Here is a 25,457-nt window from a genome sequence, read left to right as displayed (position 1 = left end):
ATGTCATTCAAAATGGAACAGAAGAAAATATTGATTATCACCTATTACTGGCCTCCTGCGGGAGGTCCTGGTGTTCAAAGATGGCTGAAGTTTGCAAAATATCTGCCGGATTTTGGATGGAAACCTATCATTTATACTCCGGAAAATCCAAGTTATCCATTACTGGATGAAACCCTGATGAAAGATGTTCCTGAAAATATTGAGATGGTAAAAACCAAGATATGGGAACCTTACCAGCTGGCCGAAAAGCTGAATAAAAGTAATAAAAAATTTAAAGCAGGACAGTTTGATGTAGGAAAAAATCAAAGCTGGAAATCCAAACTTTCGATCTGGGTTAGAGGCAATTTTTTCATTCCTGATGCCCGAGTTTTTTGGGTAAAACCTTCCATTAAGTTTCTGGAGAAATACCTGAAAGAAAATAAAATAGATACGATTGTAACTTCGGGTCCTCCCCACTCGCTTCACCTGATTGGTTTAGGACTTAAAAATAAAATACCGAGTCTGAAATGGATCGCTGATTTCCGCGACCCATGGACAGAAATTTCTTATTACAAACATCTGAAACTAACTAAAAGTTCGGATCAGAAACACCGCCAGCTTGAAAGTGCCGTATTTAAAAATGCGGACATCACTTTGGCTACAAGCTATACTGATGCGGAAAACTTCAGAAAAGTAGGAGCTAATGCTGTTTGTATTACGAACGGATTTGATGAAAGTGATTCGGATAGTAAAGTAAAAGGACAGAATAGTAAAGATCAGTTTACTCTAAGTTATATTGGTGTTTTAGAGCAACTCAGAAACCCTGAGAATCTTTGGAAAGCACTTGATGAACTGGTGAAGGAAAATGCTGAATTTGCAGCTGATTTTACATTGAAATTTGTAGGCAGAATAGACGATAAAATCCTGCAGTCTATCGAAAATTCAAACCTGAAAAATCATATTCAGAACCTTGGATATCTTGCACACGGAAAAGCGGTGGAGGAAATGCAGAACTCAGATCTGCTTCTTATTACCAATTTCCCAAATGAATCTTCAAAAGGAATCATTCCCGGAAAAATATTTGAATATCTGGCTTCAGGAAAACAGATTCTTTCATTCGGGCCGGACAAAGCTGATGTTGCAAAAATTCTGGAAGAAACCCAGGCTGGAAAACATTTCAGTTATCAGGATACAGAAATTATCAAGAAGTTTATTCTTGAAAAATTTATCCTTTGGAAAAACGGAAATCTTCTCGAAAACACTCAGCATATTGAGCAGTTCTCAAGAAAAAACCTAACCCGCCAACTGACTGAAATTTTATAATACAAAGAAAGGAAGTTAGAAGCTGGATGCTGGAAGTAAAATACCGGCTTCCAACTTCTAATTTTTAAATCGTCCACTGATCATTCACCACTGCAATCAGATAATATTTCCCCTGAAATTCTTCAAATACAAAACGGAGTGTCTTCCAATCCATTTCGCCATTTTTTTCGGTTCCTTTGATATAGTTTTCGGTGAAGTCATGTTTAGGATAAATTTCCTTTAAATTATTCAGGGAATTGCCTCCTCCTATGAATTTATTCAGTGAATATTGGGATGCTGTAAAATCTTTAGAAAAGACCCATTTACCAAGATAATCATTGACCGTTGCCTTATAAGGATCTCCTGAACCGTCATGTGCTCCCCAGGTAAATAGTGTTTTAGTAGGCTGATATTTTTCAAAATCTGCTTTAGAAAAATGTTTATCTCCCTTTATATCCACAAAAGCATACATTGAAAAACGGATTCCTTTTTCAGGGTGGATCAAGGCAGCAAAACTGGTATAATCCTTATCTTTCAGAGCCTTCAAAACCTCATCATTGGTCTTTTTCAACACAGCTTCTTTATCAGCAATATTCTGAACGGTACCTGCACTGTCTGTTTTATTTTGTGCGATGGAATCAACCACATTGGGAACAGGTTTTCCTGCCTCTTTTTTACAGGCTACAACCAGAACCAAAACAACCAATGGAATAAGTATTTTTTTCATATTATAAATTTTGCTATTGGTAAAAAGCACCAAAACTGATGCCAAGCGGTAAATAATTTAAAGAGATAAAGACTATGAGCGCTGCTGGGTTATCGCTTCTCATTTTAAAAATTACATCGTACATTTGTTAGATGGAAATGTTGGATATTCTCATTATCGGGGCCGGACCCATCGGTTTGAACTGTGCCCTTGAAGCTCAAAAAAATAATCTTAGTCATTTAATCATAGAAAAAGGAACCATTGTCAACTCTCTGTACAACTATCCTTTATATATGCGTTTTTTCTCTACTGCAGAAAAACTGGAAATTGACGAAATTCCATTTATTTCGACAGCTCCCAAACCAGGAAGACAGGAGGCATTGGAATATTATCAGGGAATTGCCAGACAAAAAAAACTTAACATCAATCTGTATGAAAAAGTGCTGGGTGTTTCCAAGAGCAATGAGCTGTTTGAGATAAAAACAACCAAAGCAACCTATCATGCTAAAAATCTGGTGATTGCTACCGGATTCTATGATATTCCCAACCTTATGAATATTCCCGGCGAAAATCTTCCAAAGGTCAAGCATTACTATACTGAACCATATCCTTATGCAAAACAGAAAATTGTTGTTGTAGGATCAAGTAATTCTGCGGTGGATGCAGCCCTGGAAACCTATAGAAAAGGTGCTGAAGTAACGATGATTATTCGTCATTCCGAGATTTCAAAAAGTGTAAAATATTGGGTGAAACCGGATATAGAAAACAGAATTACAGAAGGCAGTATTAAAGCCCATTTTAATGCCGAAATGATCGAAATTAAAGATAATACTGTTGTTTTTAAAGATGAAAACGGAGAAATTCATGAAATTGACAATGATTTTGTGCTGGCGATGACGGGTTATCTTCCTGATTTTGATTTTCTGAGAAATTCAGGTATCGAACTCAATGGGGACTGCCTGAACCCGTTCTATAATCTTGAAACTATGGAAACCAATATTCCCAACCTTTATCTTGCAGGAGTTGTATGCGGTGGAAAAGATACTCACCTCTGGTTCATTGAAAACTCGAGAATTCATGCTCATATGATTATCAATACCATTCTTTCCAGATCTTAATATTAAATAACTCATATATACTAAAAAGCTTCGGGCAATTTCTACGAAATTGCCCGAAGCTTTTTTTTTAAAACTGATTCAATACTTACATCATTTCTCCTGCTGATTTATTTTTATCCTTAAGCAGCCATGGAATGATAAAGTAAAAACCGATGGCAATAGCTGCAGCCAGCACCCCAGTTCCAATCCATAACGTGTTAAAGCCTAATTTTTCAGCAATCAATGTTCCTATGTAAGGTGTAATGATGAATGCAATGGAAAATGACATTCCGTTCAATCCCATATAAGCCCCTTTATTGTTCTCTCCTGAACGTAATGCCGTAATAGTTGACATAAAAGGAAGTGTCCATATTTCTCCTACACAAAGTAATGTCATAGACAGCACAAGGGTAACCATACTATAATCGAAAGCCAGCATTGCATAGGAAACTCCACACAGGAAAGTCCCGATAAGCATGGTAAAAGCTAAAGTAAAATATTTTTCAGCAATCTGTACAAGCCCCATTTCAAGCAATACAATCAGAAAACCACTGTATCCAAGAATATAGCCGATATTTTGCTGACTCATATGTGCGGTATCTTTATAAAATATTGTCAGTGTACTGAACAACTGAAAGAAACATATTGAAAACAGCATACAGAATACACAGTATACCAAAAATTTACCATCCCGGTACGGAGAATTCTCTTTTTTAATGACAATTGCTTCTTTTACCTTTTTCGCCTTTTGTTTGGCCAATTTTGCGCGGCCTTTAAAGAACCAGATATACATCAGCCCTGCCAGCAAAGCAGCCAGCGCATTACTGAAAAACAGAAATTCATAAGAAATAGCAGATAAAATACCTCCTAATGCAGGCCCGATAGAAAACCCAAGATTTACAGCCATACGGTTCAGTGAAAAAGCCCTAGTGATATTTTCAGGTTTCGCATATTTGGTGATTGCCACCGAATTTGCCGGACGGAATGTTTCACTTACAATACTCTGCGCCAAAATAATCCCGGCCAGACCAGCTTCAGTTGTAAAAAGCGGAATTAAACAAAATAATGGAACACTGAGGAGTAAACTCAGACTCTGTACCCTGTATTCGCCAATTTTATCTGTGATCATACCTCCCAGCCACGAACCAATTACCGAGCCTATTCCAAAAAAGCTCAGAACAATTCCTGAATTTTCAATACTGAAATGTAAATGATTGGTCATATAAACTCCCAGAAACGGAAGTACCATAGAACCGGCCCTGTTGATGAGCATTACCAACGCCAGCATCCAACTCTCCTGCGAGAGTCCTTTGAAAGAACTCGTATAAACGTTAATTAATCTCACAATAATATTTTGGGGAAAATTTGAAAGAGCAAAATTAGATAAAAATAACCCAAAAGCCTTTATTTGAAACCCTTTTTTATAAATAACATCCATAAAAACAGACTATCAGCTGTATCCTAAAAAAAGCGTTTTTTTTACTATATAAAACTAAAATTCATTTATAAAAACCGTAAATTGCAGTAACAACAGGGATTTTTAGACTAAAGTCACTTAAAAACACAATAAAAATTCAATCAATACTAAGAATGGTAACCTACGAGAATTTACATGATACGCTATCCTTTTACAGTATTGACTGCCGGCAATCTTACTATATTTCCTCCGGAAAACCCATTTTTGAATTTCCTAAAGCTCCTTTCAGAATGGATTATTATGCACTGTGCATCTGTACTGCCGGAGAAATCAATATTGAGATAGACCGTCAGAAATATAAAGTAGATGCACACAGTTTTCTTATGGCAGCTCCTTCTACAATTGTAAAATTTGGAAAAACCAGTGATGATTTTATCATGAAACTACTGTTCTTCGACAAGAATTTTCTGATTAAAAATATTTCCAATCCCTTTATCATTGAAAAAATGAATCTTTTCTCCAAAGGGTCTTACAGTGTTGTAAAAACCACTTCAAAAAATTCTTCATTACTCCAGAATCTTCTGGATGATCTTGAAAAAAATCAAAGAAGCAGGGTAAATTTACAGAAGAGATTATCCGGACCATTATTTTTCACCTGCTGCTGGAAACGGCTGAGATCATGGAACAGGAAAATTCTTCAACTCCGGGAAAAGAGGATGGAAAAAAAGACCTTTATCTGAAATTCAGCAAACTTATCAGGGAAAATATCAGGCAGCAGCGAACGGTTCAGTTTTATGCGGATCAGCTGCATATTTCCAATAAATATCTTATAGAAATCATTAAAAAAGCAAGTGGAAAAACACCTCATGAGGTTATTGATGAAACTTTGTTGAAAGAAGCTTACGTCATGCTTGGGAATCCGGATATTACTATTTCAGAGATAGCATTTGACCTTCAGTTTAATTCGGCATCTGCTTTCGGACGTTTTTTCAAAAAGCATACTGCTCTCTCTCCTTCAGAGTACAGAAATAAAGAAAATATTCAGTCATGAGAATTTGGGGATAATAATTCTGAACTTGAGGATATATGTCGCTTTGTGAATAGAGGTACCTTTATACTGTTAATTAAAAACAATAAAAGATGAGTACGATCAATTCAAAATTCGACAACGTTTTAAATGCCTCTGACCAGTTTGGAAAAGTAAATCACGAACCGGATTCAAGTAAAGAAGTTCAGATTAACACTCCTGAAAAAACGATGCCTTTCTCCGACCAGATTGGAAACTATCAACGTAATAAAGGAATTCCTTTACAGTCTTACGAAAACAGCAAAATCTATATTGTAGGAAGCGGAATTGCCGGTATGTCGGCTGCTTACTATTTCATCCGTGACGGACGTGTTCCCGGCAAAAACATTATTTTCCTAGACCAGCTTAATGTTGAAGGTGGATCTCTGGATGGAGCCGGTAACGCAAAAGACGGCTATATCATCCGTGGCGGAAGGGAAATGGACATGACCTATGAAAATCTATGGGATATGTTTCAGGATATTCCTGCTCTGGAATTGCCTGCACCGTACAGTGTACTGGACGAATACCGTCTTATCAATGACAACGACCCGAATTATTCTAAAGCAAGATTAATTCATAACCAGGGACAGATCAAAGATTTCAGCAAATTCGGACTTGAGAAAAAGGATCAACTGGCCATTGTAAAACTACTGTTGAAGAAAAAAGAAGAACTTGATGATCTTACGATTGAAGATTATTTTGCAGAATCCTTCCTGAACAGTAACTTCTGGTTCTTCTGGCGCTCTATGTTTGCCTTTGAAAACTGGCACAGCTTACTGGAACTGAAACTGTATATGCACAGATTTCTTCACGCGATTGACGGAATGAAAGACTTTTCATGTCTTGTGTTCCCTAAATACAACCAATATGACACTTACGTAACTCCACTGAAAAACTTCCTGGTAGAAAAAGGAGTACAAATCCAATTCAATACGCTGGTAAAAGATCTTGACATCCATATCAATGCGGAAGGAAAAACAGTAGAAGGAATTATTACGGAACAAAACGGAGAGGAAGTAAGAATACCGATCGGTAAAGATGATTATGTTATTGTGACCACCGGATCTATGACTGAAAGTACTTTCTACGGAGATAACAATACCGTTCCTGAAGTTACAATAGACAACAGCAGTGCAGGACAAAGCGCAGGATGGAAACTGTGGAAAAATCTCGCTGCGAAATCTGAAGTATTCGGGAAACCTGAAAAATTCTGCAGCCATATTGAAAAATCTTCCTGGGAATCTGCAACATTAACATGTCGCCCTTCTGCCTTCACAGAGAAATTAAAAGAGCTCTGTGTAAATGACCCTTATTCTGGAAGAACTGCTACAGGAGGTATTATTACCATTACAGACTCCAATTGGGTAATGAGTTTTACCTGCAACAGACAACCTCATTTCCCTACCCAGCCGGATGATATATTGGTGGTATGGGTATATGCCTTACTGATGGATAAAGAAGGTAATTATATCAAAAAAACAATGCCTCAATGTACCGGAAACGAGATTCTTGCCGAACTATGTTACCACTTAGGAATGACAGACCAACTGGATAATGTCATAGAAAACACAATTGTTTGTACTGCATTCATGCCTTACATCACTTCCATGTTTATGCCAAGAGCGCAGGGAGACCGTCCGAGAGTTGTTCCTGAAGGATGTACCAATTTAGGTCTTGTAGGACAATTCGTAGAAACCAATAATGATGTGGTATTCACCATGGAAAGTTCTGTGAGAACAGCAAGAATTGCCGTTTACAATCTTCTTAACCTCAACAAACAGGTTCCGGACATCAATCCGTTACAGTATGATATCCGACATTTATTAAAAGCTACCCAGACTCTTAATGATTACAAACCTTTCTTAGGAGAAGGTATTTTAAGAAAAATATTAAAAGGAACTTATTTTGAACATATTTTAGTCAACCGTCCGGAAGAAAAAGAAGAACATGAATCTTTCATCATGGAACAGGTAGGTAGATTCCAGGAATGGGTAAAAGGCGTGAAGGGCTAATATCTTAACACTTGCACTACTTAACACAATAAAAAAGCAGGACTTAATCTAAGTCCTGCTTTTTTATTATCTATTCCTTAAAATTATTCAGGTTTAAAAGAATCTTTCAGTGTTACTGTACGGTTAAATACCATAGCTTCATCTGTAGAATCCTGATCTTTTGTAAAGTATCCTATTCTCTGGAACTGAAGAGGCTCACCCACAGCGACATCTTTCAGACTTGGCTCAGCGAAACCTTTCACGATAGCCATAGATTCAGGGTTGATAAAGTTCAGGAAATCAACATCTTTCTCAGCATCAGGCTGTTCCACTGTAAACAAGTGATTGTAGATTCTTACTTCCACAGGAATCGCATGTTTTGCAGATACCCAGTGCAGAGTTCCTTTTACTTTTCTTAAACTTTCTTCTGTACCGCTTCCAGACTTACTCTTCTCATCATAAGTAGCATAGATGGTAGTGATTTCTCCATTTTCATCTTTCTCTACTCTTTCAGCTTTAATGATGTAAGCTGATTTCAAACGAACTTCTCCGCCTAATTTCAGTCTGAAGAATTTATTGTTAGCTTCTTCTTTGAAGTCTTCACGCTCAATGTATAACTCTCTTGAGAAAGGAACTTCTCTTGTTCCCGCATTTTCCTGCTCAGGATTATTTTCAGTCTCTAACCATTCTTCTTTGTCTTCAGGGTAGTTTTCGATCACTAATTTTACTGGATCTACAACGGCCATCACACGTTTCGCAACCTTATTCAGGTCTTCACGTACACAGAAGTCAAGTAACTGGATCTCGATAAGATTTTCTCTTTTCGCAACCCCTACTTTATCGATAAAGTTTCTGATGGAAGTTGGAGTAAATCCTTTTCTTCTCATTCCTGAAATGGTAGGCATTCTAGGGTCATCCCATCCGGTTACCGCTCCTTCCGCTACCAATCTCTGCAGCTTTCTTTTGGAAGTAATCATATAGGAAACGTTCATCCTTGCAAATTCTCTCTGCTTGTTTTTAACCCTTCCTTCTTCGTAAACCTGATCCAAATACCAGTTGTATAGCGGTCTGTGATTTTCGAACTCCAAAGAACAAAGTGAATGTGAAACTTGTTCAATATAATCAGATTCACCATGAGCCCAATCGTACATTGGATAAATTTTCCAGGCTGTACCTGTTCTGTGGTGAGGCTTATTCAAAATTCTGTACATCACAGGGTCACGCATATTCATGTTTGGCGAAACCATGTCGATTTTTGCGCGAAGAGACATTGAACCACTTTCAAATTCTCCGTTTTTCATCCTTTCGAATAAATCTAACGATTCTTCAACAGGACGGTTTCTGTATGGAGATTCAATTCCTGGCTCCGCAGGATTTTTTCTTTGCTCAGTAATCACTTCAGATGCCTGCTCATCTACATAAGCTTTGCCTTCTTTAATTAACTGAACTGCCCAATCGTAAAGCTGCTGGAAGTAATCGGATGCGTACAAAACTTTATCCCATTTGAAACCTAGCCATTCAACATCTTTCATAATAGAATCTACGAATTCCTGTTCTTCTTTTTCAGGGTTCGTATCGTCGAAACGAAGGTTTACGGGAGCGTTGTATTTTTCACCCAGGCCGAAGTTGATGCAGATCGCTTTTGTGTGCCCTACATGCAGATAACCATTCGGTTCAGGTGGAAAACGGAAACGAATCTGATCTTTTTTCAGACCGTTTGCCATATCATCTTCAATAATTTGCTCAATGAAATTGAGTGATTTTTTTTCTTCTTCCATTAAAGTAGCTTTTATTTTTTAGCTAAAAAAGTTTTACAAAGTTACGGAAAAATAAGCTTTTGTAAAAGTGATAATTTAAAAGCCTTATTGATTGTAATTCAATATTTTTCACTAACTTCGGGAGAACTAAAACCATTTTAACCAACTTAACCATCATGGCTGTTTATATCTTAAGCAACCGGAAAATTATCCGGCATAAAGGCGAAAGAGTGGACTCTTTTTCCAATGATGAATATTCTATTCCCAATTTCAGGATCGCCAAATGTGATTTTGACAACTACAAAGAACCCACCGCTCAAGCCAAAAAGAAAAAAGACTATACCAACAGGAATATCTTAAACTACAAGTTCTTTTCTGAGCCCGAAAAACAGGGTTATGAAGAAGTTTTGGATGTTCTGCTCAATGAAAAAGGTATTAAAAAATCCGCCGTTACAGCCAATAATCTTGGCGGAACTCAAAGAATGTTCTATGAACTGTACAAAAACATGTCTTCCACTAAAGACCGAAGCGATGTACTGATATTCATCCACGGTTATCTGTATGATTTTGATGATGAATTAAAGGCTATTCTTGATCTTAAGAAAATATTCATTGATAACCCGGCATCTCCTGTAGAACATATTTTATTCGTAAGCTGGCCAGCCTCGGGAAGTATTATCCCGTTGAGTTATTTTGATGATAAAGCTTCCAGTATCAATTCCGGAACATCTCTGATGAGATTGTTTTATTTCTATACCCAATTTTTAAAAGATATCTTTTCCAACCGGGATCTTGCGCCCTGCAATCAAAGAATTCATATTATGGCTCATTCTTTGGGGAACAGAGTACTTCAAAGCATGCTCTACAGTCTTAAAAGGGAGAATATACTTCGTGTTATTGATCAGGTTTTACTGTTGAATGCAGATGTAAGCTATAAGGTATTTGAAGATTCCGAAGATTCCTACAATAAGCTGCCATTACTGGCCAACCGGATTTCTATTTACCTGAACAGGCAGGATACTGTTTTGGGAATTTCTCAGTTCACAAAAAACATTCTGACACCACGACTTGGCAAAAACGGACCAAGTGATCTTACCCATTACAAAGATATTGTTTCTATTATCGACTGTACGTTTATAAAAGATGATATTTTGAACAGCTTTAAATATGAAGTAGGAAACCACTGGGGATACCTCTCCAGCTCGCAGGTACAGTCAGATATCTTTCAGAATTTAAATGGAATTGACAGGAATCTTATCACCAACCGAACTAAGGAGAACGAAAACATTTTTACAATTATTTCTTAATAAGTAATTAAAATAATTCTAAAAAATGAACTTTATGTTAAAATTTGTTCGTTATCATAGTATGGCATAATCATTGCTAATTCAAACATTAGGGAATTACAATTTTTAATTATGGGACAGATTAAAAAAAGGTTTTCTGATATATTAAACTATATAAAGAAAGCTATTTTCGTAAAAGATGTGATTTAATTGAGTAACAACCTCTAAATCAACAAAGTATTCGATACACAACTACCAGGTTTATCCTACAGACCGGATTAAAAACATTCTAAATATTCTGAACAGGAAGGGATTATTGGTCAAAAACAATAACCACACAAATTCATATTCAATACTACACAACTATTTCAGAGGAATTGTTAAATATTATTAAATAATTCCCCACTTGTTGTATAATTGAAAAAAGTTTTCGACATTTACTTATCAATTAAATAAAATTAATATCATGAAAAATTTAAAGAAAATCAAAAGAGGAGAATTAAAAACAATCAAAGGAGGAAGACCACCTCTTGGATGCAACAGTTGGAACCCAGCTGCAATGTGCTGCAGATCATGGGCCCCTGATTACTGTGGTCAAACTACATGCCCGGATTCACCTCCACCATTATGCTAATTAACTTTTCAGTTATATTTTTTGAACCATAGCAGCTCATTTCTGAGTTCTAAATCGGATTCAAAATTATTTACAAATAAAGCTCCAGTGCCTAAACCTTGAGGCATTGGATTTTTTTTGGTAAATGTATATTGGGCAATGGCATTCAATCCGATATTGCTTTCCAAAGCTGAAGTAATCCACCAACCGATATTTTGATTTTCTGCAAGAGAAATCCATTCATCCGAACCGAAAAAACCTCCTACCAATGCAGGTTTCAGAATAATATATTGTGGTTGTATTTTTTCTAAAAGTTTTTTCTTTTCTTCAGGATCAATAATTCCGATCAGTTCTTCATCTAATGCAATCGGAGTAGGTGTTTTAGCACATAATTCTGCCATATCATTCCAGTTTCCTGCTTTAATTGGCTGTTCAATAGAATGGATATGAAGATCTGCAAGCTGCTGTAAAACTGTAACCGCTTCTTCTGTGCTGAATCCCCCGTTTGCATCCACACGAAGCTCCAGCTGATCTTTGGAAAATTTGTCTCTTAACTTCTGAAGAATAATATGTTCAGATTTCCAATCGACCCCGATTTTTAATTTAATACAATGAAATCCTTTTTCAAGTTTATCCTGAATCTGTTCTTCCATGTACCCTACTTCTCCCATCCATATCAGGCCATTGATGGTAATTGCAGATTTACCTTCCGTAAACTCACTTGGAAAATAAAGGCTGTCTCCATATTTCAAATTCTGAACCGCTTGCTCGTAGCCAAACCAAATGGAAGGAAACTCTTTCAGTTCTTCTTTTAAAAATGCTCCATCCTGATTGATATTTTCACAAAGCCATTTCAGCTTTTCTTCATAACCGGGCCTGTCATCAAAACTCAGGCCTCTGAAAATAGCACATTCACCAACACCTTTTCTTCCTTCTTCCGAAATAGTGAGGATAAAGGTTTCCTTATCAAGCAAAACGCCGCGAGATGTTCCACTCGGGCGTTTGAATTGTAATAAATATTTTAAATAAATTGCTTCCATTATTTTACGCTGTCGATACGCATAAATTCTTCCGCTTTTTCTACCATTTGTATACTTCCACAGAAGAACGGAATTCTCTGGTGAAGTTCTGTAGGTTCTATTTCAAGAATTCTTCTGAATCCGTCTGTTGCTTTTCCTCCAGCCTGTTCTGCAAGGAATGCCATTGGATTGCATTCGTATAATAATCTTAGTTTACCATTTGGAGCCTGCGAATAAGAAGGATAGATATAAATTCCTCCTTTCAGCATATTTCTATGAAAATCCGCGACCAAAGAACCGATATATCTTGAAGTATAAGGACGGTCTCCTTCTTCCATCTGGCAATATTTAAGGTAATTTTTTACTCCCTGAGGAAATTTGATATAATTTCCTTCGTTAATGGAATAGATTTTACCTGTTTTCGGGAAAGTCATGTTAGGATGAGAAAGATAATATGTTCCTAAAGAAGGGTCCAGTGTAAATCCGTTTACTCCGTTTCCGGTAGTATAAACAATCATTGTAGAGGAACCGTAAATCACATATCCCGCAGCAATCTGATTGATTCCTTTCTGTAAAAAGTCTTCCAGCTGTACAGGAGTTCCGGGTTCAGTAACTCTTCTGTAGATAGAGAAAATAGTTCCTACGGAAACATTTACATCAATATTGGAAGATCCGTCTAAAGGATCGATAAGTACTACATATTTACTTAAATGTCCGTTTTCACCACATTTAATATCAATAAAATCATCATTTTCCTCAGACGCAATACCACAAACAACCTCTCTTTGAGACAAAGCCGTAATAAAAATTTCATTAGCAATCACATCAAGTTTCTGCTGTTCCTCACCCTGAATATTTTGGTTACCGGCAGCTCCTGTAATATCTACAATTCCGGCTTTATTTACTTCTCTGTTTACCACTTTCGAAGCCAATCTTATTGCGCTCAGAAGACGAGAAAATTCACCTGTAGAATATTGAAAATCGTCCTGTTTATCTATAAGAAATTCTCCTAAAGTCTGTAATGGTTGATTTGACATATTTTTCTTTTTACGTTTTCCCCAAATTTCGGAAAATTTATCGCATTAAGAAAATTTAATTACAAAAGATATTACCTACTGTATTTCAATAAAATACAAACAAAAAAAAGCATAACATTGAACTGTTATTGAAAATTATATCTCCGGATTTGTTATCTCAGATGCACAAAAAATCCAAATTATTTCATTATTTGTTGATTTTAAGGAAATCTTAATTCTATCTCCCTTTCAGGCTATTTCATATCTCGTTGTAAATTTATAATTTTGACGTCCGTAAAAAACTCATGTAATTTTTTATCTAACAATTTTATTTTTAATAATTTAATGAAAATTTTTAAGTTTGGTGGAGCATCTGTAAAAGATGCCGAAAGTGTGAAAAACGTGTCTATGGTTCTACAAAGCCAGGGATTTGCCAAATGCTTGCTGGTGATTTCAGCAATGGGCAAAACGACAAACGAGTTGGAAAAAGTTGTTGAACTTTATTTCAAAAAGGATAACTATCAAACTGAGATTGAAAAGATAAAACGAAAACACATTGAGATTGCGGAAGGCCTTTTTCCTGAAAATCATGCCGTTTTTGCAGAAATCAATCTCTTTTTTGATGATATTGATTCTTTTTTAAGAAGAAATAAATCTCCCAACTATAACTTTGTTTATGATCAGGTGGTAAGCTGTGGAGAAATGATTTCTACCAAAATCCTGAGCGAATACCTGAATGAAATCCAATTTACCAATCAATGGCTGGATGCCAGAGATTATGTGAAAACGGATAATTCATACAGAGAAGGTACGGTAGACTGGGTGAGAACTGAGGAATTTATTTCCAATCTGAATCCTGAGATCTGCTATGTTACTCAGGGATTCATTGGTTCTGACGAAAACAATTTTACGGTGACTTTAGGAAGAGAAGGTTCAGACTACTCTGCTGCTATTTTTGCTTATTGCTTAAATGCTGAAGCGATGACGATTTGGAAAGATGTACCGGGAGTAATGACCGGAGATCCAAGAAAGTTCGATGATGTTTCTCTTCTTTCCAATATCTCTTATGAAGAAGCGATTGAAATGGCTTATTACGGAGCAAGTGTTATTCACCCAAAAACATTACAGCCGTTACAGCAAAAAAGTATCCCTTTTTATGTAAAGTCTTTCGTAGATCCTACCAAAGGAGGAACAAAAGTAGGTGCTTCTGAAAAAAACCAACAGGAAGAATCTTATATTTTAAAAGAAAACCAGGATCTTCTGAAGATTTCTACAAGAGATTTTTCTTTTATTGCAGAAGACCATATGAGCTTAATTTTTGGATATTTATCTAAATATAAGATCAAGGTTTCCCTGATGCAGAATTCTGCTATCTCCCTGGCTTTGTGCCTTGAAGACAAATTTAATCATATAGATGAGCTCAACCAGGAGCTTCAAAAAATTTTTAAAACCGAAGCAATTAAAAATGTATCTTTATTCACAGTAAGAAATGCGAAGATGGATCATATTGATAAATTTTACCATGAAAAAAATGTATTATTGGAACAAATTTCCAAGAATACTCTTCAAATGGTAACACAATAATATTAATTGCGACTAAACACACATGAGTTTAATTTCGAAAAACGATCTGATCAAAGCTTCCGGCTTAAGTAAACTTGGGTTTCTCAAGAACCCGGTAGCATCTGCTGTGATGAGCATTGCTAAAATAAACGAAGTAAATAAATTATACGACAAACTAAAAGATAAGGAAGGCAAAGACTTTTTCGACTCATTTGTAAGAGAAAGAAACTTAAGCTATGTAGCTTTTGAAGAAGATCTGGCAAAGATTCCGAAAACGGGACCGTTTATTCTGGTTTCCAACCACCCGCTGGGTGCTATTGACGGGATTCTGATGTGCAAGGTCTTATCAGAGGTTCGTCCGGATTTCAAGGTGATGGGAAATTTCCTTTTGGAAAAGATCAAACCTATGGAACCGTATGTAATCGCTGTAAACCCTTTTGAAAACAGAAAAGAAGCTTACAGCAGTTCTTCAGGAATGCGTGAAACACTCAAGCATTTACAAAACGGAGGCTGCGTAGGTATTTTTCCGGCAGGTGAAGTTTCTAACAAGAACAATCCTTACGGAGAAATTTTAGATAAGGAATGGGAAAAAACGGCACTTAAGCTTATCAGAATGGCTAAAGTGCCGGTAGTTCCTATGTATTTTCATGCCAAGAACAGCCGTCTTTTTTATCAGGTGGCTAAGCTTCATCCGAATTTGCAGACTTTGATGCTTCCTTCAGAAATGATGAATGATAGAGAAAAACCTATCAGAATCAGAATCGGGCGTCCTATTACTGTAAAGGCGATGGACGATATGGAAACAATTGAGGAATTGGGAGAGTTTCTGAAACGTAAGGTTTATATGATGAAATCTTACTACGAAAAGAGAAAATCCCTTGCTCAAAGCATCAATCTTCAGAACTTATCGGTGAAGTTTCCTTTATTGAAGGAAGAAAACATTGTTCAGAATATCATTGATGAAACGCCTCTGGAAGATATCATTAAAGATGTTGATAAATTGAGAGGAACAGACAAAATGCTGTTCAGTAATGGGAATTACGAAATTTACTTTACCACTTACGAGGAAATACCTTCTATTATGAGGGAAATCGGACGTCAGAGAGAGCTTACTTTCCGTGCAGTAGGTGAAGGCAGTAATCTTCCGTTTGACCTTGATGAATATGATAAACATTACCATCACCTGTTCCTTTGGGACAACGGGGAGAAAAAACTGGCTGGTGCTTACAGAATGGCACTGGGTAGAGAGGTTATGAAGAAATATGGTATCAAAGGCTTCTATACAAGCTCTTTATTTGAGTTTGAGCAGGATATTCACCCTTTCTTTAAAAAGGTGATCGAAATGGGCCGTGCCTATATCTGCCAGGAATATCAGCAGAAACCACTACCTCTTTTTCTTTTATGGAGAGGGATTGTGCATGTGTGCCTGAGAAATCCTGACCATAAATTCCTTATGGGTGGTGTGAGTATTTCCAACAAGTTCTCGGAGTTCTCAAAATCATTGATGATCGAATTTATGCGTTCCAATTATTTTGATTCCGCAGTAGCTCAGTATATCACTCCAAGGAATGAATATAAGGTAAAGCTTCGTGACAGGGATAAAAACATTTTCTTTGAGGAAATGGAATCTGATCTTAATAAGCTAGACAAAATCATTGACGATCTTGAGCCTGAATTGAGACTCCCTGTTCTGATCAAAAAATACATCAAACAAAATGCTAAAGTAATTGCTTTTAATGTTGATCCTAACTTCAATGATGCGATAGACGGATTGATGTATATCCGAATCAGTGATCTTCCGGAAAACACGATCAAACCGGTATTGGAAGAGATGAGTGAGCAGATCAGAAAGGAGCAGGAAAATAATCCGGCTGATAATCAGTAAGTTTTTAACTTTATTCAAAAAAAGTACGATGAATACTTGCTTTGTATACTAAAACTTACTACTTTTGCATCACTTTAAAACAACGAAGTAATAAACAAAAACATAAATGGTTTCTTAGCTCAGTTGGTAGAGCAATGGATTGAAAATCCATGTGTCCCTGGTTCGATTCCTGGAGAAACCACTTAAAACCTCTAATTCAGTTTAGAGGTTTTTTTGTTTTTATATACCTCCCTTTCCTCCCGGTAGTTTCTTCCGGAATATTGAAAAACGAATACTTGATCTTAATGCACTTCTAGATAAAATCTGTTTAAAAAATAAAATTAATCAAAAATATGGGAATTAATTTTTTATTTGATTGGTAAAACTTAATTTAGTATTGTAAACCAAATTACAAATACTATTATGAGAATAAAATTATTTGCAGATACTTTTCTGGGTGTCGCTCTGCTTGTTTTTCAATCCTGTGCAGAAACACCGATGATAACAGAGGACACTGCTGCTGCACAAAAAAATGTCTCAACTTTAAAGAACGCATCGTCCTTCAATGTACCCGTTGCCGGGAATTCTTTTTTTACGGTAAAACCTTCGGGAGCCAGTGAGGTGATCACTTCTACTAATTTAGGTAACTGGACCAACTCCAATACTGTTATCAGCACTTATTTCAGAGTGAGCAATACAGGAATATTAAATATAGGATTAAAAGCATCAGTTCCTTCAGGTACAAGTGTTGTAAAAGTAACGGTTGGCAACACATCCAAAAATATTACTTTAACGGGATCGGCTTATACAGATTATACTGTTGGAGATTTTACCGTTTCTACTCCCGGCTATGTAAAAGTCGATCTTCAGGGTGTTTCTAAAACCGATGGATACTTTGCAGATGTTACGGATGTTATCTTCAGCGGCGCAGCTTCTACAGGAATCAATATTTACAGCAATGACCCTTCATATTATTATTGGGCTCGCAGAGGGCCTTCCTGTCATCTGAACTATATAGTTCCGACTACCAATAATGTCAGTTATTATTACAACGAAGTAACAGTCCCTGCCGGAGAAGATAAGATTGGTTCTTATTTTATGGCTAATGGCTTTAGTGCAGGCTATTTTGGAATGCAGGTGAATTCTGCCACAGAAAGAAGAATTTTATTCTCTGTATGGAGCCCATTTGATACTGATGATCCTAATAATATTCCTCCTGATCATAAAATCCTCCTCAACAGAGCAGGCACCGGAGTAACAGTTGGAGAATTCGGGAATGAGGGCTCTGGCGGACAAAGTTATTATAAGTATAACTGGAGTGCAGGACAAACTTATAAATTCTTATTAAAAGGCGAACCGGACGGAACCGGAAAAACAGATTTTACAGCCTGGTTCTTATCACCTGATACGACAACATGGAAACTGATCGCCAGCTGGAAGCGACCTCAAACCAGTACTTATCTTAAAAGCTTCTATAGTTTCGTTGAAAATTTCAATCCCGAAAATGGATATCAGGGCAGAAAAGCAGAATTCAAAAATCAATGGGTAAGAACTTCAAACGGCAATTGGATCGCTGTTTCCGGAGCAAAGTTTAGTGTGGATAATACCTATAACGCAAAACAAAGAATAGATGCAATGGGAGGAACAAGCGGTAATGCATTCTTTTTACAAAACGGAGGATTTTTTAATACAACGATTGCTCCCGGCTCACAGTTTTCTGTTACCGCACCTACGCAAGCTCCCAATATCAATTTTTCAACCCTTCCTTAAAATTATAACTTAAAAATAAAAGCCAGTTACTTTATGAGTAACTGGCTTTTATTATATTTTTCCAACTTCGTTCCGTGGATGAGATGCTTTTATATAAAAAGTATAACATTTTTGACTGTGTTTTCAATATTTATTTCTGAGGATGTTGTTTTCGCCATTCTGTTATCTTCATGGGTTGATTGTCTGGGCCGCATGTTCCGTTGTATTCACACTCTTCAACAAAATATTCATCATAATCTGCATTGTCCCACCATTCTTTAAATTTTGGAAGATTGAAATAATTATTTTTCTGTAAAAGATCTATTTCCTCCTGATCTAAAAAGAATCGCAGCCTTCCCATCATTTTAGAATTATCCCCATATCCTGAAACAAATCTTTTGTCATACTTATATTGTTCCGCAAAATAAACAATATTCGCTAGTATTTTCACCTTATCTTCCTTTGAAACACCAGTTTCTTTGTTATTAAAATCAGCAAGATACTCAAGATAATCTTTTATGTGATCCAAGATAAATCTGTTTTCTGACGGATCAGTAGGAAGGTATAGTTTTTGAAGAACTTTAAAAGTATTGGCATGGAGCTTTAAACTTCCGTCACATTGTTTAATCCAAAACAATTTTCCATAATCTTGTGGATTATTTTTATTAAACTTTGTTCTTTCAATAACCCACTTTAAGAGGTCAGTATCTCCTGCATATCCAAATGTTTTTACTAAGCTTGCCATAAAATTTTGATCATTCAAAATAAGCCATTTGTATTGGACTTTGTTATTATTGAATAGATACTGATTACGGGCAATTAAAGTTTTTATGCTCTTTTTTCTCTGTTCTTTTAAGTCTGTAATATCTTTCCAATAATATATTTTCACACCTGCTACATGATTCTTATTCTCAGCTTCTCTTTCATATTGGAATAATTTAGAATCTTTAGTGTAATCCAGTATTTCAGGGATGCTGTATAAATTTGATATAAAAAGTTCATTTTTAAAAACATAAGTACTGTATGGATTAACATCAATACTATTCAAATTTTTAAAAAGCTTAAAATCTTTTGAGCATTTATCTTCAAAATTGATATGCAAATACTTTGATTCTGATCTTGGATCAATTATCCTATTGAATACTTTATTAATTATACTAGAAAAGGCTTCTTTATTGGGCTTCTTGTATCCATTATCTTCTAATTCTTTTGATATAATTGATTCAGTAGCCTCTAAATCTTTTAATGTAAATTGATAAGCTGGATAATCCGTCTCACTTTTTTCGCCACTTGCACCAGCCTTCAATTGTGCCTTAAGAATGGATAAAAAGGAACTTTCGGAATTTTCAGCCATATTTTGTGAGTGAAAATCATTTACCTGCAATACTACCAGAAAAAATAAAATTCTTTTTATCATTATTGTGTTTTTAAATAAAAGCACAGTTTATCAAACTGTGCTCTCAATATTTATTTTTAGGATATTTGTTATATTCAAGGGCTGGTTGTCAATAACAAATTTAATTGAACTTAGTCTGGAGCACCTACACTATCAAATCCCTCTGCGTAACTTATCACTTCTTTTAAATTTGGCAGGTTATAGTAATTATTTTTCTGCATTTCTTCTTTTAGCTGAGTCCACTTAATTTTACTTCTGGAGTCATCTTCAAAATAAGCGCCTAAAATATTCCATCTAGGATCCCAACCATCCTGATGCCTATGATTTTTTTTGAACAAAAAATCATACGTGTTAGCCAGATAAGCTATCATTTTAATTTTTTCTTTTTCCGAATAATTATTATACTCTTCAGTTTCTAATAACTTAGAAGAAAACTCCATTAAACCAAACAGATCGTGAGGATTTGAACTTTTTTGATAAACAGCAGCTATATTCTGTAATATTCCATTTCTCACCTCTAATTCTTTATCACAATTTTTAGCAAAAACAAGCTCCCCTATTTTATACATATCCTTCGATTGAATATATTCATTGATAAGCATTTCATTAAACTTAGGCTCACTGTCATAACCAAAATTTTTAACCAGTAACTTTATAAAGTTTTTATCATGAGTTACTAACCAAATGATATATGTCTTGTTATCATTGAACAAGTACATATTTCTGGCAATGATTCTTTGGATATTTGCTTTTCTTTGTTCTTTTAAATTTGTAACATCTTTCCAATGTGGAATTTCAACGTCTACTTGTGAACTTGATTTTCTAATAATTTTACTAGACTCAATATTATTCAATGTGGGATATTCTTTTTGATAATCAAGAATTTCGGGGAGATAATAAAAGTCAGTGAAAAGTTTTCTTTGTTTATCAATATACCCACCTTCATAATCTACGCTATTATTACTATAGGTAACAAAGTTTCTATCACATCTATCAAAATAATTTACATATAAAAACGGATTACCTGAATTAGGGTCTACTATTCTTCCAAAAATATTTTTAATTTTATTACTAAATTCGTTATCAGATAATTCTTTAAAACCATTAGATAATAATATTTTTTTTGCAGTTTCAGTAGATGCTTCAAGCTCTTCTATCCCAAACTGAATTTTAGCTAATTCAGCTCCCGCCTCATCAATTGATTTACCTGCACCTTCCTGCAACTGTTTCTTTAGAACCTTTTGTATTATAGTATCATCATTCATACTTATTGGTTTTTGACGATTGCCTAAACTTTGCTTTTTTTCTTGGCAGCCAAAACTGCTCATTATTAATAAGGAATATATTGTTAATCTAATTTTACTTTTTATATTCATAGAAATTATATTTTATTATCTGGAACTTTCTTTAGAATTTTCAGCACTAACATCATACTTTGGAAATTCTTTATCTTTTTCAGATATTGTATATTTTTTAGGTTTGGTAATAGCAACGATCGATTTACTCTCTTTATCAACAGAACCTAGTATTATTTTTTGATGTCCTGCTGTTTTTTCTCCATTCCCTTGATTTCCTCCCAAATATACATATCTTGTACCATCTAAATTTTCACCAGCAATTAATGCCACATGTGAATAATCAAAAACTATTAAAGCTCCAACAAAAGCATTACAATCTTCTCCATTTTCCCATGTACTTCCCTTCCAGCCAAAGGCAGCTGCACTTTTAGGAGTATTAATCCTTTGATAATCCCGAGTCTGATCAAAACACCAAGCTAAAAATGCACCACACCACGGATTTGTATAATCGTAACCTAATCCAGCAGCAGAAGAGACATCAAAGTATTCTGTGATTTTTTCTTTTAAAGGGCTATCAATTTCTCTTAATCCTTTATATTTTTCATATTCTTTCCATGCAGCTTGAAACCATGGAGCATTTCCCACCAAGTTCAATCCTGTCCCTTTACCACATTCTACAACTCTAAATACCGCTTTCATAGAATCACCTGCTTTAACTTCCCATTTATCTAGCTTACCTCCACGATACCAAATTTTTCTGTGTAGTCTTGATGGTGTAAGTTTATTCAAGATATCAACTACAGAATCAACTACAACATCATCCGATAATTTGCCTGTATCATCCGCTTTCAAATACATAGAGTCCTTATACCAATCTGCCATCCCAGTTATTGCTGCTTCCTTAGGGGTATAGTCCCTATCTACTCCGTCAGAAATCATCACTCCAGAGTCTTTAGCTTTTTCATCTATTTTTTTCTGAATTTCTTTGTAATTACCCTTTCCTGTTATTTGTAACAATCCTCTACCTCTAAAATTCCAGGTATCATCAACAGATTCATTTCCAAGTCTTCCTCCATATGCTATTTCTGCAATTTTCTTTTCATTAGATTTATATCCGTTTTTTGAACTTCTACCATATTCATACGCCAGATCATTAGGTGGGCTTTGCTTACCCAGTTCAGGATTTGCTCTAAAATTTTTAAAATGTTTTGGTAGATCTTCGGCTGCATAATCCAAACTTTCACCATGGAGACCTCCTTTTAAACTCGTTCCTGCTTCTTGTAATGACTGTGCGAAAAAATGAGCTTTTCTTGCGCAAGTATTTAATTCGAAAATATTTCTGTATTTATTTAAAGTTAACGCTAACTCTTGTAAATCGTCATTCTCAGCATTTTTATATACTCTTTTGAGAATATCAACTGTAATTTCAGCTTTACATCGTGGACAGCCATTTTCTCCTTCTTTCTTCACTTCCGCCATTTCCACCACCACAGGCATCACATCATTATCAATAGCCTCAGGTGTTTCTTTCTGAGAAACCTTCAGACAACCGCTTTCATAAAAAATATACTGTTTCCTTAACTCCAGCATTTCTTCTTTTGTAAAAGGAGTTCCGTCTTTTTTGTAGGCTTTAATTCCCAGTTTTTCCATATCTTCCGTTCTAACCAGATCGGCAGGAAGTGTATTATTAATCGTAAACTGGCTTTTTTCTATTTTCCATACCTTTTTTTTAGGATCTGCAGGGTCTTGCACTTGCCGGGAAACCTGTGCTATATAGTAATCAAAATTCTTTGGTGGATTTTTCCATTCTTCTTTTGCCGTGAAAGAAACTTCGAGCAAGCCGTCTTTTCCTGTCTTTTCTTCGTTGTAGCTTTGTTTGCTTTCGTGGGTATAGGTTATATGGTCTTTTTCGTTTAACCCTTCTTTAGGAATCTCCTTCAAAACGTCAATTTTCAGAACTTCTTCAGTCATATTGACGGTGTGCACCCAAAGTTTATGGGTTTTACCATAGAAAGTCTGCTCCCGCTGGATATCTTTACCATTTTCTGTGGAGAACATAATGGAGATAATTTTCTGTTCGGAAGTCATCACCAGTTCTTCATTGGAATCCAGAACTTCCAGATAAGTTGTAGTGGCATCTACCACTACAGGACGTGTTCCCTGAATGGTAATATTCCCTGGAAGCACAATATCTGCAGATGAATTCGCCTGAAGTTCTACGGTAAATACCAGACGGTAAGACGGGTTGGGATTTTCTGTTGTTTTGGGTATAGCTGCCAGCAATTTTTTCTTGTAATCGTCATTGGTGGTAATAAGAAAAGACGCTTTGCCCTCACTGTTAAGGGTGACGGTTTTTTCTTCCAGCATATATTTGTCTTTCTCTTTATAGAAATCATCGCCTTCTCCTTTTACCCAGACTTTTACTTTTAAAGCCTGGTTCTGAAGACCATCAATTTCAAGAAACCCATAGGTTTCTTCTCCAAACCCTGTTTCAGTACGTTTTACTCCGGTTGCATACGCCCAAAGAGCTCTTTTTACGGTAGGTTCCGAAACTTTTACTTTAGCTTCTATTTTCTTGCCATCCGTATAATCTCCTGTTAAATAAGCGGAAATCGTATATTCTCCGAGATCATTGAATGTAATGGTTCCGTCTCCGTTATTGGTGACTTTATCCGGTACTTCTATTTTTATGGCCTCATTTCCAGCCAGTGTAGCAATTCTTGCTGTTGCTGTATATTTTATCTTGGTTCCTTTCGGAATATTCGTGGCGGGAACGGTGAATTTATCAATTACATTTTGAATCACCTCAAAATTAAAACAGTCTGATCCTGAAAATCCGGGTTGTTTTCCTTCTCCAACCGGGCTGGCATAAGCTTCTAGCACATATTTTCCGAAATACTGATTACTGGCCAGCTTTGCATCATTATAAAGCAATTCAGCAACTCTTTTACTGATGACACTAGTCCTGAAGGAAGGTGAATTTTCAAATAAGGCCACTCTTCCAATTCCTTCTTTTTTAAGATACCAATATACAGATGTCCCGGAAGGTATATAATTAACGTTGAATTTGGAAGCCTGAACTTTGATAGTATCACTGAATCTTACTAAACCCGGTTCTCCTTTCACTCCCATTACCCCGAGGCTGTTTTCTATTTTAACTTCTATAGACTGTGGTTTTGGATCTGTGGGATCTGTAAATGCTTCTACAGTATATTTTCCTTCATTTTTAAAAGTTAGAAATATACGATCACCAATCCCAGTTACATCCACAAGGTGCGGAGAAGAGACTTCTGAATAACTGCTATAGAGTACTGTCGTTCCTTGTTTTACGGTCCATTGAACGCTATTCACAGGCATAAAGAAACCTCTGTTCAGTATTTTCGCCTGGTCGGTCGCACTGCTGAGTTTACGTTCAATAGATACGGGCAAAGGGATTTTAATTAAGGTTGAAGATCCTGGACTGACAATCTTCTTAACAAAGTCCTGAACGACCTCTACATTAATAGAGCATTTAGCATCACCAGCTTTTTTGCCATAAGCTTCGAGCCTGTACTTCCCTTCTGCAAGACCATCAAATATTTTACTCATAGATTGGCTGAAATTGCTTCCCAATCCAATAAATGTTTTTACTTTATCTTTGGTTCCTTCTCCTTTGAAAAGAGCCCAGATGATTTTTTTCTCATCACCTTTAAATTGGGCTTTCAAATCCAGATTATCACCGCCAAAAGGATTTGCAATGGGAAATAACGGTCCGTTCATCCCTTTGATATAATAATAGTTTCCGACAGGCTTATCTTCCGGTATCGGCCTTATCATTGAGATTGATGACACTGCAATGCTTGCTTCAGACGCAGCAGATGAAGGCCATTGTGGTGAAGTATTGGCTACGGAAAATTCATCTGCTTCTTTGACTTCAATCTGGGAAACGTTGTTGGCCTGCCCGGTAGTTGCAAAAGCAATCGTTCCGGGAACGCCATATCCAGGGCAATTTCCGGTAGAAGCATCCAACAGTATTTTCATACTCTTATTGAATTCTACGTTTTCATAATAGTCTTTATATTTGATACTGCATTTGCCTTTGCATGGGTAAGTTTTTCCATCTGAACCTTTACAGTTTCCAAATCCATTGCCACCACCGAAGCTGTCGGCTTTATCATCAAGGTAAGTTGCTACAGGTTTATTCTGTGCAAAGTATTTGTTTTTGCCTAATTTTTTTTTCTGGCTTTTCACTTCCATCGGAACAGCGGTTCCATTGGAATTATTGGTTACAGAACTGCTGCAGTACGCAGTGGCTCCTTCTATAATGATGTATCCTTTATCCGCCATGTCATTTGT

At 36.0% G+C, this 25,457-nt stretch carries 18 protein-coding genes and 1 tRNA gene; 11 read left to right on the top strand and 8 right to left on the bottom strand.

Annotation, left to right across the window (positions count from 1 at the left end; all coding sequences use genetic code 11):
* Positions 1–12: 12 nt before the first annotated feature.
* Positions 13–1,302: a glycosyl transferase family 1 gene (locus ACPF63_RS03675; RefSeq protein WP_426483197.1), complete on the top strand. Its 1,290-nt coding sequence runs from the start codon at positions 13–15 to the stop codon at positions 1,300–1,302.
* Positions 1,303–1,366: 64 nt separating this feature from the next.
* On the opposite strand, the gene ACPF63_RS03670 is transcribed toward ACPF63_RS03675, so the two are convergent.
* Positions 1,367–2,008, bottom strand: a complete 642-nt coding sequence (locus ACPF63_RS03670) for a hypothetical protein (RefSeq protein WP_426482017.1) — start codon at positions 2,006–2,008, stop codon at positions 1,367–1,369.
* 131 nt (positions 2,009–2,139) lie between these two features.
* On the opposite strand from ACPF63_RS03670, the gene ACPF63_RS03665 reads away from it, so the two are divergent.
* Positions 2,140–3,105: a YpdA family putative bacillithiol disulfide reductase gene (locus ACPF63_RS03665; protein ID WP_180564334.1), complete on the top strand. Its 966-nt coding sequence runs from the start codon at positions 2,140–2,142 to the stop codon at positions 3,103–3,105.
* An 85-nt stretch (positions 3,106–3,190) separates the two neighbouring features.
* On the opposite strand, the gene ACPF63_RS03660 is transcribed toward ACPF63_RS03665, so the two are convergent.
* Positions 3,191–4,372, bottom strand: coding sequence for an MFS transporter (locus ACPF63_RS03660; protein WP_426483196.1), 1,182 nt, complete (start codon positions 4,370–4,372; stop codon positions 3,191–3,193).
* 302 nt (positions 4,373–4,674) lie between these two features.
* Here ACPF63_RS03660 and ACPF63_RS03655 point away from each other — a divergent pair, with 302 nt between their 5' ends.
* From ACPF63_RS03655 to ACPF63_RS03645, 3 genes are all read left to right on the top strand, one after another.
* Positions 4,675–5,241 carry a hypothetical protein gene (locus ACPF63_RS03655; RefSeq protein WP_426482016.1) on the top strand — a complete coding sequence of 189 codons (567 nt, stop codon included), beginning with the start codon at positions 4,675–4,677 and terminating at the stop codon, positions 5,239–5,241.
* Positions 5,181–5,552 carry a helix-turn-helix domain-containing protein gene (locus ACPF63_RS03650; protein ID WP_426482015.1) on the top strand — a complete coding sequence of 124 codons (372 nt, stop codon included), beginning with the start codon at positions 5,181–5,183 and terminating at the stop codon, positions 5,550–5,552. The genes ACPF63_RS03655 and ACPF63_RS03650 overlap by 61 nt, the downstream gene beginning before the upstream one ends.
* An 89-nt stretch (positions 5,553–5,641) precedes the next feature.
* The gene (locus ACPF63_RS03645; RefSeq protein ID WP_426482014.1) at positions 5,642–7,582 is read left to right on the top strand and encodes an oleate hydratase; all 1,941 of its coding nucleotides are present in this window, start codon (positions 5,642–5,644) and stop codon (positions 7,580–7,582) included.
* 83 nt (positions 7,583–7,665) lie between these two features.
* Here the strand turns inward: ACPF63_RS03645 and ACPF63_RS03640 are convergent, their stop codons facing one another.
* A complete protein-coding gene (locus tag ACPF63_RS03640; RefSeq protein ID WP_077418321.1) occupies positions 7,666–9,339 on the bottom strand; it encodes a glutamine--tRNA ligase/YqeY domain fusion protein in 1,674 nt (557 codons plus the stop codon).
* 155 nt (positions 9,340–9,494) lie between these two features.
* Here ACPF63_RS03640 and ACPF63_RS03635 point away from each other — a divergent pair, with 155 nt between their 5' ends.
* Positions 9,495–10,625, top strand: coding sequence for an alpha/beta hydrolase (locus ACPF63_RS03635; protein ID WP_426482013.1), 1,131 nt, complete (start codon positions 9,495–9,497; stop codon positions 10,623–10,625).
* 445 nt (positions 10,626–11,070) lie between these two features.
* On the top strand, positions 11,071–11,238 hold the full coding sequence (locus ACPF63_RS03630; RefSeq protein WP_167510662.1) for a bacteriocin-like protein: 168 nt from the start codon (positions 11,071–11,073) through the stop codon (positions 11,236–11,238).
* 8 nt (positions 11,239–11,246) lie between these two features.
* On the opposite strand, the gene ACPF63_RS03625 is transcribed toward ACPF63_RS03630, so the two are convergent.
* Both ACPF63_RS03625 and fbp read right to left on the bottom strand, forming a co-directional pair.
* The gene (locus ACPF63_RS03625) at positions 11,247–12,257 is read right to left on the bottom strand and encodes an o-succinylbenzoate synthase (RefSeq protein WP_426482012.1); all 1,011 of its coding nucleotides are present in this window, start codon (positions 12,255–12,257) and stop codon (positions 11,247–11,249) included.
* Positions 12,257–13,273 (bottom strand): class 1 fructose-bisphosphatase, encoded by a 1,017-nt coding sequence (gene fbp, locus ACPF63_RS03620; RefSeq protein ID WP_047421077.1) that lies wholly within the window; start codon positions 13,271–13,273, stop codon positions 12,257–12,259. The genes ACPF63_RS03625 and fbp overlap by 1 nt, the downstream gene beginning before the upstream one ends.
* Positions 13,274–13,597: 324 nt before the next feature.
* On the opposite strand from fbp, the gene ACPF63_RS03615 reads away from it, so the two are divergent.
* The 4 genes from ACPF63_RS03615 to ACPF63_RS03600 all read left to right on the top strand — a co-directional run bounded on the left by ACPF63_RS03615 (position 13,598) and on the right by ACPF63_RS03600 (position 18,449).
* Positions 13,598–14,836, top strand: coding sequence for an aspartate kinase (locus tag ACPF63_RS03615; RefSeq protein WP_180564338.1), 1,239 nt, complete (start codon positions 13,598–13,600; stop codon positions 14,834–14,836).
* Positions 14,837–14,858: 22 nt separating this feature from the next.
* Complete coding sequence (locus ACPF63_RS03610) at positions 14,859–16,700, top strand: lysophospholipid acyltransferase family protein (RefSeq protein WP_047387446.1); 1,842 nt, start codon at positions 14,859–14,861, stop codon at positions 16,698–16,700.
* Positions 16,701–16,808: 108 nt separating this feature from the next.
* Positions 16,809–16,881 (top strand) — tRNA-Phe (locus ACPF63_RS03605).
* Between the two features lie 221 nt (positions 16,882–17,102).
* Positions 17,103–18,449: a DUF3472 domain-containing protein gene (locus ACPF63_RS03600; RefSeq protein WP_426482011.1), complete on the top strand. Its 1,347-nt coding sequence runs from the start codon at positions 17,103–17,105 to the stop codon at positions 18,447–18,449.
* Positions 18,450–18,579: 130 nt separating this feature from the next.
* On the opposite strand, the gene ACPF63_RS03595 is transcribed toward ACPF63_RS03600, so the two are convergent.
* The 3 genes from ACPF63_RS03595 to ACPF63_RS03585 form a co-directional block, all read right to left on the bottom strand.
* The gene (locus ACPF63_RS03595; protein ID WP_426482010.1) at positions 18,580–19,869 is read right to left on the bottom strand and encodes a hypothetical protein; all 1,290 of its coding nucleotides are present in this window, start codon (positions 19,867–19,869) and stop codon (positions 18,580–18,582) included.
* Between the two features lie 86 nt (positions 19,870–19,955).
* Positions 19,956–21,200 (bottom strand): hypothetical protein, encoded by a 1,245-nt coding sequence (locus tag ACPF63_RS03590; RefSeq protein ID WP_426482009.1) that lies wholly within the window; start codon positions 21,198–21,200, stop codon positions 19,956–19,958.
* Positions 21,201–21,215: 15 nt separating this feature from the next.
* A complete protein-coding gene (locus ACPF63_RS03585; RefSeq protein ID WP_426482008.1) occupies positions 21,216–25,448 on the bottom strand; it encodes a hypothetical protein in 4,233 nt (1,410 codons plus the stop codon).
* Between the last annotated feature and the right edge of the window lie 9 nt (positions 25,449–25,457).

Source organism: Chryseobacterium sp. R2ACT005 (genome assembly GCF_049949215.1).
In the GTDB taxonomy this organism is placed as follows: Bacteria; Bacteroidota; Bacteroidia; order Flavobacteriales; family Weeksellaceae; genus Chryseobacterium.
The sequence above is the reverse complement of the archived record's forward strand: the minus strand, read 5'-3'. Positions and strand labels throughout refer to the sequence as shown.